The sequence below is a fragment of the Halobacterium sp. CBA1126 genome, assembly GCF_009741975.1.
GTDB lineage: Archaea > Halobacteriota > Halobacteria > Halobacteriales > Halobacteriaceae > Halobacterium.
Map to the genome: position 1 here is coordinate 1 of NZ_WPCF01000009.1, position 16622 is coordinate 16622.

Genomic DNA, 16622 nt, shown 5'->3' on the forward strand with positions numbered 1-16622 from the left:
CGGTGACGGTAGTGCAGCCGGCTCCCGTCACCGCTCGAGAATCGTGCCGCTCGCACCGACCGCGATGTGCGGCCGGCCGACTGCAATTCCGTAGAGGTTCTCACCGGTCGGCGACGCTCGCGTCCACCAATCGAACCACCGCGCGAGCGTCCGCAGCGGCGGGGCCTTGTACCCCATCCGGTGGACGACCGTTCCACTCGCCCCCCACCGCATGCACACACCCACACGCCTCGACTTCCACGTCATGGAGCGCTCCGTCCGCCGCCGACTCCCCGCTCCCACTCGCCGTCCGATCCCACGACGATTGCCCCGCTATCGCCTGCGAGCACGACCGTCTCAGCACTCCGCATCGCAATATCAGTCAGTGTCTCGTCGAACGCCGGCGTCTCCAGCTCGTCCCACGTCTCGCCGTCAGTCGTCTTGAACACCGCATCGTTCTCGTCGACGAGGAACGTCGCCGACGCACTCGCCGCAATCCCAGCTATCGCGGCACCACTTCCCGGCGTCGCCCGCGTCCACGTCCCCGCTTGTCCGTTCTGTTCGGAGACGATGACGTGCCCCGACGCATCGACGAGATAGACCGTGGCGTCGCCTGCCGGGCCGGCCACGGCGATATCCGTAAACGTGGTCGTCACCCCATCCGGCGCCGTCCGATCGGTCACCGACCCCGACGCGGGGTCGTATTCGCCGACAGCGCCACTCGCCCCAGCGACCCACACGCGCTCGCCGCCTGCAGTCGCCGCGACACCACGGAGGTTATTCCCGTTTCCGCTCGGTCCAGAGTCCGTGACGAGCGTCCAGTCGTCCGCCGTTCGGTCGAGTACGACCCCGCCAGCACCGACCGCGACCGCCCCTTCCTCGATGTGGACGACGTCGTGGAGCGTCCGCGCTGTCGGCGTCTCGACGCCGTCCCATCCGCCGTGCGAGTGCTGCTGGTCGGCACCGTGACTGACTGCGAGCGGCGCGACCGCCACACCCGACAGCCGCAGGAACGAACGGCGGGTGGTTCCAGACATCACCCAGCCGTTACCAGTACAGCGGAAAGTGCTCTGTGGCCACTCACGTGGCGCTGCTCACTGCGTGCGCTGGTCGAGGTGCTCGCGGAGCGCGCGGACTTCCTCGCGGACCGCCCGCCACTGGTCGATGCTGCCCGGCACCGACTGGCCGACTCGGCGGCTGCCGGACACCGTGTCGGTGTCGATCGCTTCGTCGACGAGCGAGCGGACGTTCCGCGGGTCGCCGATGCGCCGGTACGTGAACCCACCGCCGCCCGCAATCTCGAACTCGACTGAGCCGTACCCGAACACCGACCCCGTCAGCGACTGCGAGAACGTACTGTTCTGGACGGTGTACAGCATCGCCTGGGACACGCTCCGCGAAAACACGCCCGTCCGCTTGTACAACGCCTCGTCAGTAATCACGTACTGCGTGCGCTGGTTCTGAAGATACCGCCACACGGGAACGGCCATCCCAACCGGCACTAGCAGTGCTGGCAGCACAGAGCCCCCGACGACGACGCCCGCGATTCCTGCCGCGACGAGTACGAGCCCGACCACGACTGCCGGCAGGACGACCGTGACGCGCGGCCGCCCGGTCCACACGACCGTCTCTCCCTCCCCCAGCGGAATCGCCGCATCGACGGACTCGGACGAGGCCTCGGTCATTCGTCGGTGCTGGTGTTCGAGTCGGCGTCGAACAGCGTCTCGTCCGGCGACGGCGCAGCGCCGTCACCGGTGGCTGTCTCGACGTCGTCCTGTGCTTCGAGGGTCGTGCGAATCCCGCGGAGCTCCTCCAGAATCTCGTCGAGGACGTCCGCTTTCGTCTCACCGGACTCCGTGGACGGCTCACCGCGCGTGGCTTTCACGCGCTTGTTGATGGCTTCCTGGACGTGCCGCGGGTCGGGAACGGACTGGAACTGCATCTCGACCCCGGACCCACCCGCGGTCGAAATGTCGACGTTCCCGTACCCGAGCCGCGTCCCGAAGAACCCCTGACTGTACGACGTGTTCTGGACCTTCTCGAAGTCGATCCGCTGGACGTCCCGCGACAACACCCCCCGACTTCCGGTACAGCGCGTCCGTCGTCACCACGTACTGGGTGTTCTCACGGTAGAGGTACGCCGCCGCGATGATCACCACACCGATGAGGAGTATGGACAGCGGAACACCGACGACGAGCGCGGGGATGAGACTGCTCTTGTGCGGTTTCCCCGACCACACGATGTCCTCGCCGTCGTCGAGCGTCAGCCAGTCCGTCGTTTCGGCATCCAAATTGGAGGGCTCTGCCATACCACTCCCTTCCGACGGCGCCGGCAAGAAGCTTCGGCCATCACCACTGTACGGAACTGAGCCCGACGATGCGGCCGCCACCGCCGCTAACACGGCGGAGTCGACGGTGTCAGACCTGGAGTTACGACCGCCAGAACGACCGGTGAACAGGACTAGAACGGGGATGATTTCGACGCGCCCGATCCACATCAGCAGGATCATCGCGGTCTTCGTCGTCCACGGGAAGGCGTGATAGCTCTCGGACGGCCCAGCGAGTCCGAACGCCTGCCCGTTATTCAGGAACGTCGATGCGGCCGCGCTCATCGCTTCAAACTCCGAGACGGTCAAGCCCACGCGGGCCGCATCGACCACGATGAACACCGTCAGCGCGAACACGAAGATGATGCTCAACAGGAGGAATCCGTACACGTCACGGACCGCCGTCTCGTCGATCGCGTTCCCACGAATCCGAACCGGCCGTACAACTTACTCGTGAACCGCGGTAAACAGGTCACGGCGGAACGGCTTCACGACGACCAGCCACCGCAGCGACTTGATCGAACAGGTCGTTGACCCCACCATCGCCCCGAGGAACATACACGCAAACAAGACGTTCTTCGCAGCCGCCGACCACAAATCGAAGTCGGCGCTCGCGAACCCAGTCATCGTAATTGTCGAAATCGTATTGAAAACCGCGTGCCGGACACGCTGCTCGACGCTGAACTGCTGGGTTCCATCGACCGTCAGCGCGAACACAACTGAGAGTGACGCAATCACAACGGTCGCCAGATGGAACTGGAACTCGTCACTCCGCCGGAACCGCCCCAGACCCTGCGTGAACACCCGATACAGGAGAATGAAACTCGTCCCACCGACGAGCATCGCCGCCGCAAGCACCCACTGCACGACGGGCGTGAACGCGCCCGCGCTCTCCGCCTCCGGTGAGAATCCCCGCCGTTGCAACCGCAGTAAACGCGTGCGCAACCTATTGTACAGCGTCATATTCGGCGCGAACCCGCCCCAGACAACGCATACAACACGACAACCACGGCTGCCGTAATTGCGGTGTACAGTCCGAAGAGAATCCGCGCCGTGCTGGCGAGCTGCGGCGTCAACTTCTGGAACGTAGCCGTCCACGTCTCCGACGCCATCAACTGCGCCCCACCAACCCCGACCTCCGACAGAATCACGGTCGCTAGAATCCCCCGCCCACCGATCACTGAATGACCTGCCGCCACATCATCAGCGACCGCGAATGTACGTCGAAATTCACCATCACTGTCGCCCCAGTCGTCGTAATCCCACTTATTGACTCGAACAACGCATTCACCGGATGCACAGTCACACCCGTCCCAGCGACCGGAAACGGGATCGCCCCGATTAGCGCAATCAACAACCAGATCAACGACGCTGCTAGGAACGACTCTCGCGCATACATCGTTCCCCCACCAGTCATTCCGAGTGTGTCTAACCCGTACCCGACGACGAGCGTCACCGCAATCGGCACGAGAAACGGCAGCAGGGGCTCCCCGTAGTCCCCCGCAAGCACCAGTGGAAACGCCAACGGAACCGCAAGCTACGTCAACGACGTTCCAACGAGATCGAGGCCCACCCGCCAGTCAACTCGAACCAACCGGAACATCCACAGCGCCCCCATCTTATCAACCCTCAACACGAGGCAACGAGTAGTAATTTTCCACTCAACCACCCACAATTCGTACGTCTCTTCCATACTGCTTCGCTCCCGGTTATCGGAGTCCTCCCTTGCGTCAAGGCGTCAAATTCTGGTTCCAGAAAACCAGGGCGTTCATTAACGACCTTTATATTCAGTTTGACCTTGTCGACCTTGTAAACAAATCAGCCCCGGAGTCTTCACAGAGGATTGGTTCCCACTGAGCGCCCACCCCTGATTCGGTAATCACGGGGGTTGGATACCGCCGTGAGGGAGTGTCGGCGGGTGGTAGGTTGAGTTAGGCGGGGTTGAGTGCATGTCAGTGCGTGTTTGATAGGGTTCAAGGCGGGCTTGTTGTGGGTCAGCGGCCGCAATACTACCACCCTTAGGGATAGTGGGAGCGCTATGATTGTCGAACGTTGGACGTGGGGTGGCCGGCGGTGAGTCGGCGCCGTCGGATTGCGGCGTTGTTGCTTGCGGCGGCGGTTGTGTCTGCGAGTATTCCCCTGATGGGGGCGTTCACGAGCACGGCAGCTGAGCGGTCGGTGTCTGTCGCGGTTGCAAACGACGACGCTGCCTTCCTGGCGTTGGAACCATCAGAGGGCCCGAATGGTGTGTATGCGACGCAATCTGGTGGGATGCTCGAACTGCAGTTCGATGGGAGTAGCACTGCTGCTGACGGGTTGAACCCGGATGCGACGACGTATGCGGCGGACGTGTTCACCGTCACGAATCAGGGCACACAGGAAGTGTCGGTAACGGTTGCTGCGCCGGCTGAGGGCATCAGCTTCTATGCCAGCGAGGGTGGGAGTGAGCAGCGTCTCGGTGGTGATGCAGGCGGTGTTCAAGTCGGCGTCGGAGAGCAAGTGAACGTCTCTGTCGAGCTCGATACGACGAACGAGAGTGCTATCGAAGCCGTCGACTCGATCACCATCGCTGCGAATGCGACGACGACGGGTGGACCAACGGAGCCGTCTGATGGGGCCGGGGGCGGGACCGTGGAGATGAACGTGTCGGGTGACGTCGTGCGGGCGAGTGGGGCGGCGTTCCCGGGACAGTCGATCCCGCTAGACCTCGGAAAGCTGCCGGACGCCCAGCAGGACGATATCAGCGTTACGTCGGCCGCGATCAATTACACTGCTGGAACGACCGTTGACACCACGGTATCGGTCGTGGACGCTGGGATGGGCGAGAGTCCGCCGACGAGCACGCCGCTTCCCGAGGATACGTCAGCGCTCACGTACCTGAACGTCTCACATCCCGAAACGCCGGCTGCGGCTATCGGAGAGGCTTCGTTCCAATTCACTTTGCCGGCTGGCGACGCATCGTCGGGGTCGGTTGACTTGCTCCGGTATGACGCGACGAACGCGACGTGGGAGACGACTTCGACGCGGATCTCGTTCGTGGAGAATACGAGTGATGGAGATGTTTACGAGGCCCGGACTGACTCACTGTCACTGTTCGCAGTCGTCGAGGCAGTTCGCGGGCAAATTGTGCAGACGAACGGGACGGCATCAGTTGTCGACGCGAGTCTCATTACTGACCCGAACAGCACGTATCCGGTGTTTGCGTACGAGACGTACCGGACGCAGTCGTTGAACGCGTCGTTCTGGGAGCAGGACGCTACAGCGGACGCAGACGACGCAGCCAGCGTTATCCGCGAGAAGCTCCGAATCAACTTGAAGCAGGCGGCGAAGGACACGGCGATTTCGAAGTTCGTGTCGTACGTGGATGGTGTACTTAAGACGACGCTTGGATTGAGTGGGATTGGGACGCTGCTGACGGCAATCGACGTGACGTTGTCCTCGGCCGAGTTCGCCAGCTCACTTGGTCCGGCGATTCAAAAGCAAGCCGTCGCGGTACACGTTGATCCTGGCACGCCGTCCTATCATGATCTCCGCGGAAACCTCGAAGCCCTCGAGGAGAACTCCGCGGCGTACGAGAACGCTGACACGGAACGCGAGCAGGACGCGCTTCTCGAAGAGCGGGCGTCCCTACTCCGGGATACCTACCAGTTGCTGCCGACGTACCTCAACGACGTCCACGAGGATGTCGTCGAGGACACGGCGGGCGGCGAGGACCCCCGTGCGTACAAGCAGATTCGGTCGAACGTCGAGTCTCTCCGTCTCCTCCTCAAAGCCGACTACGAGGAGACGACCAGAGAACGGTACGACGCGCCGCGTCGTTCGCTGGCGCAGGGGACGTCGATGCCAACGCACGGTTGGGTCGCGTTCGGCAGCGCGGAAGTGTACGACACCATGGACCATCCCGATGACTACGTCGTCCTCAGACTCAACGCGAGCGCGGCGGCAGCGACCGAGACGGACGTGAGTATCTCCGTTACCGGTGCTGACGCGGATGCACTCGACGCCACCCTCGTTTCTGAGCGGCCAGACACCCCGCGTGCTGCTAACGGGCGTACGCTGACCGTTGACGGGCTTTCGGAGGTCGATACGGTCATCGAGAATCCGGCGGCGACGTCGTACCTCGTCATCGAACCCGGCAGTACAACCGGTCCCGTGCGGGTGGTCGCGGATGCCGGATCGACACCTGTCAGTCTTAGTGTCGCTGAGCGTGCGGGGCCGGACATTCAGCGACCACACGCTGATCTCGTTACCAGTCCCGATCCGGTTCGGTTACGGGACGGTGACGTGGTGTACGCGAGCGAAGGAGGGGACACTGACCTCGTCTGGTCGTTGTGGGACGACAAGACGCCGACCGACGAGCTTGACTACCGGCTTCGCGTCGCCGGTGGCTCTGGATTCTCTGATTGGACTGCGTGGCGGTCGACGCCCGCTGATGGGCGCGTAACGCCGAACTTGACGTACGATGAGGGACTGACGCGCGTGCAGCTGCAGGTCCGCGACGGCGTCGGGCGGACGACGACGCGAAACGCGGACGTGGTTGTCACGGCGGGACCGCCGCAAACGACGCTCGCAGCGCCGTCGGCCGGTGACCCGGAGACTGGCAAGGTGTTCGTTCGTGTGCTGCCGGATCGACGAGTCGAGCGGATCGACGTCCAGTATCGGGTAAACGAGAGTGCGCCGTGGCGGAATCTGCGAACGGTTACTGATACGGCGGGATTCGAGTCAGTAACACCGCCGCCCGTGGGTACCGTCGACGTTCGGGCACGTGCGGTGAGTCTCGCGAACGAGACCGGTGACTGGGCCCGGGAATCGCTGACGTACGATCCGAGCGGGCCAGCGGATACAACGCCGCCGGATGTTGAGTTGGCGTCTGCACCGGCGGTTGTGCCGACGCGTATTGATGGTGCGGTCGTTGAGCGCCGGGTCGTCTCCGCGGAGTCAGCGACAGTGTCGTGGTCGGCGACTGACGGCGGGACGCCCGACAGTGAACTTGCGTACCGTGTCCGCGTTGGTGACGGGTCGTGGTCGGCGTGGAACGACTCTGGCGGTGGGTTGGTTAGCGTGGAGCCGACGATATCGGCTGACGGAACGACGGTCCGCGTTGAGGTGCGTGATAGCGCCGGGAACGTCGCGTCGCGGTCGGTCACGTTGTTCCGAGATACCGATCGGCCGACTGTCGACGTGGCTGTGACTGCTGACGTGACTGGCGCGGTGGTGAATCCGAGTGCGGACGAGCCGGTGTCGAGTGTTGAGCTACAGTACCGGGCGGTTGACGAGGAATCGTGGACGGACTGGCGGGCGCTCGGGTCAACCACACCCACCGACGTGCACCTCGGTGCAGCGGGGAAATTCGAGCTTCGTGCACGCGGAGTTGACACTGCGGGGAACGTTGGACCGTGGACTGAACCGGTCGCGTTCAGGAGTCTCCCCGCGGAGCGGTCGACACCGATATCAGACGGCTCAGAGCGATTGTCCGACGGCGGTGAGATTGAGTACGACGTTCCGAACGCCTCTGAAGTCGGTGAAGGCGCCGCTCGTGGGTACTTAATGTACAACGCACTCGTCGACCAGATCGACGGGGAACTCCTGCTCGATGTCTACATGGTCGCCCGCGACGGCTCCGAAGTGCAGGTCGACGAGATTGCGCTGACTGAGGAGGGCAACCAGACGGTCGCCGCGGACCTCCCCGCTAACTTCACGACTGCCGATAAGCTGCGTGTGGAAGCCCGCGGTGATGGGTCGGTCGTACTCGCTAGTCTTCGTGCGATCGGTGCTGAACCTGATGTGCCACCGCTGACCGCAGCACCCGCGAACGCGACCGTCGGGGCAGACGTGGTACTTGCGACTGACGGCGGTGAGCAGAATGATAGTTACGTAGACAGCTACGAGTGGGATATTGATGGAGACGGGTCGTACGAGCGCATCACGGATGAACCGACGACAACCGTCGTCTACAACCAATCGCTGACGGTGAACACGACGCTTCGCGTGACAGATATCTTCGGCGCGAGCGTGATGCGGTCCGCGCGTGTCCGCGTGAACGCGCCGCCATCTGCTACTGTCGACGGTGCTACGACGGTTCGGACCGGCGTGGACGCGTCATTCGACGCGACGGGGAGTTCTGACACCGACGGGACGGTCACCGCGTATCGGTGGGATATCGATGAGGATGGTGACGTCGAACGAAATGGAGCGACGACATCCGTTGCGTTCGAAGACGACGGGGTGTACGAAGTTGCGGTGACGGTGGTTGATGACGACGGCGCAACCGACACGACGACGACCAACGTGACGGTGCGTAATCGACCGCCCGAGGCCGCTGCCGGTATCAACGAATCGGAACCGTTGGTCGAGGCGCCTGTCACCTTCGATGCAACCGACAGTGGTGACACCGACGGCACCGTTACAACTGTCGAGTGGGACGTCGATGCTGACGGGGTCTTCGAGCGTGAAGGCGCGACGATACGGCGTGCGTTCAGCGACCCAGGAACGAGGACGGTCACAGCTCGTGTAACCGACGACGACGGCGCGACCAACGAGACGACCGTCACCGTTGACGTGAATGCGCCGCCAACTGCGTCGGTGGCCGTGCCGTCGTCAGTCTACACGCAGGAGACACTAGCAGTCGATGGGACCGACAGCAGTGACCCCGACGGCGAGGTAATCGACTACGACTGGAGCATAGAGGGAGCGTCCGCAGCCGGACCGAACGGGTCGGTATCGTTCAGTGATGATGGCGTCTACGAAGTCTCACTCACGGTGACCGACGACGCCGGGGCGACGGACACGGCCACGGCGAACGTCACCGTGTTGAATCGGCCGCCGGTCTCGGTTGGTATCGTCGAAACTGCCACGCCGGTCGTCGGTGAGCTGGTCGCTTTCAACGCCGCAGGCAGCTTCGATCGTGATGGCGTCGTCGACAGCTACGAATGGGACGTCGATGGTGACGGCGAGGTGGAGGCGAACAGCGCCACCGCGTCGACAATCTACGACACGTATGGGACACAGACAGCCACAGTGACGGCCGTCGACGACGACGGTGCTGGTAACGAGACCGCAGTCACGTTCTACGTGAACGCACCGCCTCAGCCAGTCGTCAACGCGACCGACCCCGCGTACACCGGTGAGCCGATTTCACTCGCCGGGACTGCGAGCACCGACCCGGACGGTACCATCACCACGTACCGGTGGGATATCGACGCAGACGGCAGCGTCGAGCAGACAAATTCGACGACTGCGGTGTCGTTCACCGACGACGGCACGTACCCGGTGAAGCTTACAGTCGTCGATGATAATGGCACGGCGCGGGCGACGACGACGAACGTCACAGTACTGAACCGGCCACCAGCAGCATCAGCAACCGCCAACGAGAGCAATCCAACGGTTGGCACACCCGTCGCCTTCGAAGCGACCGGTAGCCGCGACCCAGACGGAACCATCGCCAGCTACCAGTGGGACGTCGATGCTGACGGAACCTTCGAACGCGAAGGCGCGACGATACGGCGAGCGTTCAACGAGTCCGGTCTGCGAACGGTCACCGCCCGCGTCACGGACGACGACGGCGCGACCAACGAGACGACCGTCACCGTCGATGTGAACGCGCCACCGATTGCCGTAATCAACGGAACGGAACCCGTCTATACCGGTGAGCGGGTCCCCGTCGATGCAACGCCCAGCGCCGACCCCGACGGGGCCATCGAGCGGTACGAGTGGGATGTTGATGGTGACGGTGGTGCCGAGCAGACCGGCGTGAACGGCTCGGTGTCCTTCGAGGATGACGGGGTCTACGAACTAGCGCTGACCGTGGTCGATGACGACGGCGCAGCCGACACGACGACGGCGAACGTCACGGTTCGCAACCGACCGCCCGAGGCCGCTGCCGGTGTCAACGAGTCGGATCCGTTGATCGGGGCTCCCGTCGCCCTTGATGCGGCTGACAGCCTCGACCCCGACGGGGATGTCGCGACCTTCGAGTGGGACCTCGACAACGACAGCGACTACGACCGGTCCGGGGAAGCGGTCGTCGCATCCTTCGACCGGGCTGCCGAGCGAATGATTCCGGTTCGCGTCACGGACGACGACGGTGCAACCGACACGACGACCGTCACCGTCGACGTGAACGCGCCGCCAACGCCCGTGCTTTCGCTCCCCGAGTCCGTGCGTACCAACGACGCGGTCGTGCTGAACGGTACCGCGAGTACCGACCCGGACGGCGAAATCGTCGACTACGAGTGGCTCGTCGACGGATCGGCGAACCGTGCTGGCGACCGGACAAACATCTCGTTCAGTGACGATGGCGTTTACGAAGTGACGCTCGCGGTCACGGATAATGATGGGGCGACTGCAGCCACCACGCAGAACATCACGGTCCGCAACCGCGAGCCGAAACTCTGGCTCACCCGCCTTTCCCCCGACCAGCTCCCGGTCGAGCAGAACACCACCGTCGAATACGCGACGGACACTCTCGACGACGACGGTCGCGTGGTGAACACGACGATTACGTTCACGTCCCCGTCGAACGAGACGCGGACGCTGAACGAATCCGGTGCGTTGCGGGTCGAAGATCTCGGTGAATGGCGCGTCTCCGTGACCGCAACCGATGACGATGGTGCAAAGACCACGGTCAATCGCACGTTCGACGTGAACGCACCACCGCACGCGAGAATCGACGCGCCACGGACTGCGACTGTGGGGGAGCCGGTGCAGTTCTACGCCGAGGCGACCGACGACGGAAGTATCCGGAACTACACGTGGGTGTTCGGGAGTACAACCGTCGGCGGCGAGAACGCGACGTGGACGCCCGAAGCAGTTGGGGAGCAGAACGTGACGCTCGCGGTTACGGACGACGACGGCGCAACGACGACCGTGACCCGCACCCTCGCCGTACACGATCCACGCGACGTCGAGATTCTCGGGCCGGCAACTGCCACGACCGGCGAACCCGTCACCTACCGAGCGGACACAATCGGCTTCGGCGGTGACGTTCGGAGTTACGCGTGGACCGTCGGAGGCGACACGTACGCCGGTGAGAACGTGACGTGGACGCCCGAAGCAGTCGGGGAGCAGAACGTGACGGTGCGTGCGACTGGGCCCGACGGAACAGCGGTGTCAGCGAATCGGACGGTCGTCATCGCCTCAGCGTACGAGCCGGGCCTGTACGTCGACACCGTGCTCGGAGGGCGCGTCCTGTCGGCCAGCACGTATCCCGACTACGACTACGAGCTCGAGGCGGAGGACCTCACCTACGAGTGGGACCTCGATGGGGACGGTGACTTCGAGCGGGAGGGACGGTCGTCACGCGACCGGTTTGTCGACGAACCGGGCACGCACGAGATTGGCGTTCGGGTTAACGCCCCGAACATCTCCGCTGCCACCGAACGCGTGACCGTCACAGTCGATGAGATCGAACCGAACATCACATTCGACTGGTGGCGGAACGACACGGGGGGAACTGTAACGGTGACCGACGATACGGTCCTCGTCGGCGCAGGCGAACAAGACTCGGCCGGCGACCGGGCGACGATTCAAGGACTCGACCGAGGGAGTCTTGCGCTCGCCTGGGAGACCTCCCTCTCGTTCCCACCGTACGAAACCGTCCATCGAGACGATGCGTTGTACGCCATCGGTGAGGGTATTGCTCGAGTCAACGTCGACACCGGGGAAGTCCGGTGGACGTTGTCGGCAATTGAGCATCCGGAGGTGACCGTCGCAGAGGACACGGTGTATGCGTCCAGTGACCGAACCGTCATCGCACTGAACGCGACGACGGGAGCCACGCGATGGACCAAAACCGCCGACGACGATGTCTACGGGACCGTCGCGGACGACGACGTAGTGGTGACTGATAGCCAGTCGTCGGTTGTCGCCCGCGATGCTGACACGGGGGCGGTACGGTGGAACGTCACGCGTGCGGACGCTCCCGGCGTTGAAGGCGTCCTTGACGGACGCGTTCTCCTAGTTGAGGACGGGAACGTGACTGCCCGCGACGCCACGACGGGTGACGTGGTGTGGGCCCAGCCGTTGCCCGCAACCGAGACGTACGAGATTGAGGTCTCCGTTGCCGGCGGCGTGGTCTACGCTGTTAGTAACGGCCCGTCGGCCAAGTCGCTCACCGCAATCGCGGCCGATGGGGAGCGGCTCTGGAGGACTCAGAGAGCTGTTGAAACGCGGATTCGTGTCCATGGCGACACGGTGTACGCGGCATCTAACGATGAGGTCACCGCGCTCGACCGGAGCGACGGAACGGTGACGTGGAACCGCTCAGTCAGCCTTGACTATCCCACCGTGGAGTGGGTTGACGACGAACGCGTCATCGTCGACGGCGACGGGAATCTCACGGCGTTTGATGCGGCAACCGGAGCTCCCACGTGGAGTGCCGAGACAGGGTACATCGCCTACTCTAGCGACTACACCAACGGCACGCTGTACGTCGGTACCGCCGGCGGTGTCTACGCGGTCCCCCTCAAGGACGCCTGACACCCTGCTACAGTTCTCAGTACGCCGCCATCCGTCTGAGGACACAGCCATCTAGAAGCTGGTGGCTAGTTGCCGATTGACGAGTTACTGAATTGCGTCGGAGTGGTGGTTGGTTCTGGCGTTCGTGGGCGGTCCGAATTCCTTTACGTGGACGCGTCGTACGTGTGGGTAATGTCGGAAATTCCTGACTCGTTGCGGCTTCTGTATGAGGCGTCGTTGGAGAAGCGCGGAGACCAGTACGCGATTACGATTCCCGAAGAGGTCGTGGAGGGGAGTTCGCTCACTCCGAACGACGTGTACCGGGTGGCGTTGCTGTCAGCGGGGAACGACGAGCCGTCCGGAACGAGCGGTGGCGAGGCGGCGGAGTCAGGTTCGGAGGATGACGGTGGGTATGCGAGTCCGCCGGTGGAGGAGGGCGAGGTTCGGTCGGTGACGATCGATACGCTCGGCGATCAGGGCGACGGGATTGCGAAGGTCGAGCGCGGATTCATCGTCATCGTGCCGGGTCTGAAGCCCGGGGATGCCGCTGAGGTGGAGATTACTGACGTGAAAGACTCCGTGGCGTTTGCCGAACCCGTAACCAAACCCCAAGTCAGGTAACCGACTCGGGCCCGCTGGTCGCGTCTCACAGGTCAGTTCGCGTCACTTTTCGACAAACCGGTGTCCGAGAGAACCGCCCGTCGCGCGTATTCCCAGACGGCGGTGTACGCGAGGAACGCAGCCACGAAAACGCCCGCGCCGAGCGCAAACGGGCCGAGAGATGGGAGTGCGTTAATGGTACTGAATGCCCCGACGAGTGCGGCTGCTCCGCTCAACCCACCGGTGAGTGCGACCGACGTGAGTCGTGCTGTCTGATTTTCGACGAGTCGCCGCCAACCGTGATACGCAACGCCGAGGACGGTGAGTCCCCCGAGTACCACCGCAACCGTCGCTAGTCGGGGGACGACGAGACCCGCGAGAACGGTGACGAACCCGCCGATGGCGAAGCCGTTGACGGTCTGTGCGAGCATCCTCACCATACCAAGCCCCGGAAGGGTCGTGGCATCGGCGTCCGGCGGCTGGTCGCCGGTCTGCGGTGGCTCGTTGCTGGGAGTGTGGGTGACGCGTTGGCCGACGTGGACGTAGCGACCGGGGCCCGTCGTGGGCTCGTGCCAGTCGGCGGTTTCGGTGACGTCGACGCCGGGTGTGTCGACGGTGGTGTCGTCGAATCGGACGGGGAACCCGGCGGCGAGTTCGAACGTGGGGTGGTCCTGGACCTGGAAGTGGAGGTGTGGTTCCGAGGAGTTGCCGGAGTGCCCGCAGCGGGCGAGTTGCTCGCCGCGCGTGACGTAGTCTCCTGGGCCCACATCGATGCTGCCGGGGATGAGGTGGACGAGGGTGCTGTACTCCTCGGGTGCGTGCCGGATGGTGACTGCGTTGCCGGTGACACTGCGTTTGAGCGGGTGTGAGAACCCGCCGGCGCGCCCGAGTTCAGGGTCGCCATCGTGGACGTCGACGACGCGGCCGTCGGCTGGTGCGACGACCGGTTCGCCGTAGCAGTAGTAGTTCTCGACACTCGTGTCCGTTCCCTGCGGGCGGGTGCGGCCGTCGTCGTCGGTGATGACGAAATCGTAGGCGTACCGCTGGGTCGCCGGGAACCACGAGTGCGAATACGCCTTGATGGGACTGCCGTTGACGACCGTCCACGTGCCCGCCACGGGCAGCCGGTACGTCGTGGACTGCGTGTGCGTGTCTGGAGCGGGGAGCGAGCCGCGGTGTCTGAGAACGGCGGTGAGACTTCCCAGCAGTTGCATCACATCTTGCCGCCCGAGCAACGGATTGAGCACCGAGAGCGGGACGCCGAGGAGGAAAGCGAACAGGCTACGCCACCCGTCGTCCATCGCCAGCCAGTCGCGCGGGTCCGGAGCAGCGGTCTCGTAGCCGAGCGCCTGCTTGAGCGAGTGGACCAGCAGCGAGGCGAGCGGCCACAGCAGGAACAGCCAGAAGACGTGGAACAGTTGTAGAATCTCGAGCTCCGGGACGAGATTCCCGACGACGCCAACGAACCCCAACAGCGACAGCGAAACTGGATTGATGGCGGTGAGTCGTTCCCGCACTTGCGCTCTGAACGACTCGTCGGCAGTGTCCGCTGGCGAGTCCGTCATCACGCTGGGAATCGACTGGTTGGACTGTAAGCGTTCCGTGCGTAACCTCGGACGAGCGCTCGGCACGACGTCGCGGTGGACTGGTGGGAGTAGGCTGAAGTGCGTCCGGTGGGAGGTGAGGGGTGTATGGGGCGTGACTTGTCGTTCGGCAGTTTCCTGAGGGATTTAGGACTGCGGCTCGGCGCGGCAGCTGTCGTTCTCGGGGTCTTCGTCGGTCTCGGCTACGTCAACCGAACGAATCTGTTCGGGCTGTCGAGGCTCCTCGGCAGCCAAGTCGTGTTCTTCGCTGTCGCATTCCTCGTAATCGGACTGGTCTCTATCTGCTGGATTGTCTTCCAGCAATCGAGAGAGTGACGACACACCACCGGCGGGAGGGCCGAACCGCGGGTCGGCGCTCGGAGTAGCAAACTCTGTGGTGCCCGCTTCTCGAGTGGGGTTCGTCGAAATCCTCATCCAACACTGGCTGTACGACTGCGCATGGAGCTGGGTTCGACTGGTGGTGAGCGGCTCGTCGCCGGCGCCCTCGCGTGTGGTCCAGCACCCGCGACGGCGTCGCGCTCGATGACCGGCAGCCCGTCGGTTTCGATCCCGCCACGACCGTCTCGGTGAGCCGCTTGGACGACGAGTACGACGGCTACGTCCTGATCGAGGTCGACCCGCGGCTGTTGAACTGGCTGCTCAGGGGCTCCGAACACGCTCACTGGAGCGACGCCAAAATCGGCTCCCACCTCGCATCGCCAAGCAACCGGACATCTACGAGCGCCAGCTCTACAACTGCCTCGGATCGTTCCACGCCTGGCGGCGAGCGACTCTCTGTCGGTCGCTTCGAGACGTAGGGAAACCGAGCGTGAACTGCGCAGCGTCGGCGGCGAGGGCGCCTACGCCGGGTTCACTGGCGTCGACGAACAGCCCTGGGAGGACTGGACCGACCAAGTCTACGGGTCGAGTTACGACCGGCTCGCCGACGTGAAGAACCAGTACGACCCCGAGAACGTGTTCCAGCAGAACGTCAACATCGACCCACGCGACGCCTAACCGGTGCCGAGACCGGCCACAATTCGAGGCGCGCGGGGGCGAGACGGACGGGGTTGGAATTGCCCCCGTCGCGGGTGAGGGTTGAGGTGCTTGCGGAGCGCGGGTATTACCCGTGTGGCGACGAATCACCGAGTGTCTGCAGATGGACCACGAGGACTCCTCGCACTCCGACCGAGACACCGAGCCGGAGCTACCATCGATGCCGTGTGACGCGTGTGAGGTCGCTCTCCAATCCCCGGAACGGCACGCGCTGTCCTTTCTGCTGCTCGACGAGCTGACAGCCCCGATGCTTGGATGTGACGACCACCTCCAGCGGTTCGCGTCGATCTGTGGCTACACGACTGCGGAGACCGCTGAACTGCTCGACCATCGACCCGCTGGAGGTGTTCACTGTCCCAGTTGTGGTCTCGCAGCGAACACGCCACACCAGGCGCTCGTGCCGGTCGAAGACGGTGCTGTCGCGGTTCTTGCGTGCCCGGAGCATCAATCCGAACTCATCACGCGATTCCAGACCGGACTCGACGCCAGACACCAAATCACAACCCAGCTCGAGACAGCAGAATCCCACGACGTGCTGTAGCGTGGCGATGCCCGCTTGCTGGGTGCTACTGCAGCTGTTCTGCGGTATCTGGGGAAGACGCCGGGTAGTCGTTTCTGTCTC

11 protein-coding genes and 1 pseudogene are annotated in these 16622 nt (G+C 63.8%); 6 read left to right on the forward strand and 6 right to left on the reverse strand.

The window, feature by feature from the left end; all coding sequences use genetic code 11:
- Positions 1–27: 27 nt before the first annotated feature.
- The 5 genes and pseudogenes from GJ634_RS02155 to GJ634_RS16830 form a co-directional block, all read right to left on the reverse strand.
- A complete protein-coding gene (locus GJ634_RS02155) occupies positions 28–213 on the reverse strand; it encodes a hypothetical protein (RefSeq protein ID WP_157500293.1) in 186 nt (61 codons plus the stop codon).
- 29 nt (positions 214–242) lie between these two features.
- The gene (locus GJ634_RS02160; protein ID WP_157500294.1) at positions 243–974 is read right to left on the reverse strand and encodes a hypothetical protein; all 732 of its coding nucleotides are present in this window, start codon (positions 972–974) and stop codon (positions 243–245) included.
- Between the two features lie 99 nt (positions 975–1073).
- Positions 1074–1664, reverse strand: a complete 591-nt coding sequence (locus tag GJ634_RS02165) for a PH domain-containing protein (RefSeq protein ID WP_157500295.1) — start codon at positions 1662–1664, stop codon at positions 1074–1076.
- Positions 1661–2050, reverse strand: a complete 390-nt coding sequence (locus GJ634_RS15270) for a PH domain-containing protein (protein ID WP_197425361.1) — start codon at positions 2048–2050, stop codon at positions 1661–1663. The genes GJ634_RS02165 and GJ634_RS15270 overlap by 4 nt, the downstream gene beginning before the upstream one ends.
- Before the next feature lie 359 nt (positions 2051–2409).
- Positions 2410–3831: pseudogene (locus GJ634_RS16830) on the reverse strand (TrkH family potassium uptake protein).
- Between the two features lie 617 nt (positions 3832–4448).
- Between GJ634_RS16830 and GJ634_RS02180 the strand changes: the two are divergent.
- Both GJ634_RS02180 and GJ634_RS02185 read left to right on the forward strand, forming a co-directional pair.
- On the forward strand, positions 4449–12782 hold the full coding sequence (locus GJ634_RS02180; RefSeq protein ID WP_157500296.1) for a PKD domain-containing protein: 8334 nt from the start codon (positions 4449–4451) through the stop codon (positions 12780–12782).
- A 171-nt stretch (positions 12783–12953) separates the two neighbouring features.
- Complete coding sequence (locus GJ634_RS02185; RefSeq protein ID WP_157500297.1) at positions 12954–13382, forward strand: TRAM domain-containing protein; 429 nt, start codon at positions 12954–12956, stop codon at positions 13380–13382.
- A 32-nt stretch (positions 13383–13414) separates the two neighbouring features.
- On the opposite strand, the gene GJ634_RS02190 is transcribed toward GJ634_RS02185, so the two are convergent.
- A complete protein-coding gene (locus GJ634_RS02190; RefSeq protein WP_157500298.1) occupies positions 13415–14926 on the reverse strand; it encodes a M23 family metallopeptidase in 1512 nt (503 codons plus the stop codon).
- A gap of 126 nt (positions 14927–15052) precedes the next feature.
- On the opposite strand from GJ634_RS02190, the gene GJ634_RS02195 reads away from it, so the two are divergent.
- From GJ634_RS02195 to GJ634_RS02210, 4 genes are all read left to right on the forward strand, one after another.
- Positions 15053–15280 carry a hypothetical protein gene (locus GJ634_RS02195; RefSeq protein WP_157500299.1) on the forward strand — a complete coding sequence of 76 codons (228 nt, stop codon included), beginning with the start codon at positions 15053–15055 and terminating at the stop codon, positions 15278–15280.
- Between the two features lie 173 nt (positions 15281–15453).
- Positions 15454–15762 carry a hypothetical protein gene (locus GJ634_RS02200; RefSeq protein ID WP_197425362.1) on the forward strand — a complete coding sequence of 103 codons (309 nt, stop codon included), beginning with the start codon at positions 15454–15456 and terminating at the stop codon, positions 15760–15762.
- Between the two features lie 16 nt (positions 15763–15778).
- Positions 15779–15961, forward strand: coding sequence for a BBE domain-containing protein (locus tag GJ634_RS16835; protein WP_394350865.1), 183 nt, complete (start codon positions 15779–15781; stop codon positions 15959–15961).
- 142 nt (positions 15962–16103) lie between these two features.
- Positions 16104–16541, forward strand: coding sequence for a hypothetical protein (locus tag GJ634_RS02210; RefSeq protein WP_157500300.1), 438 nt, complete (start codon positions 16104–16106; stop codon positions 16539–16541).
- Positions 16542–16622: the final 81 nt, after the last annotated feature.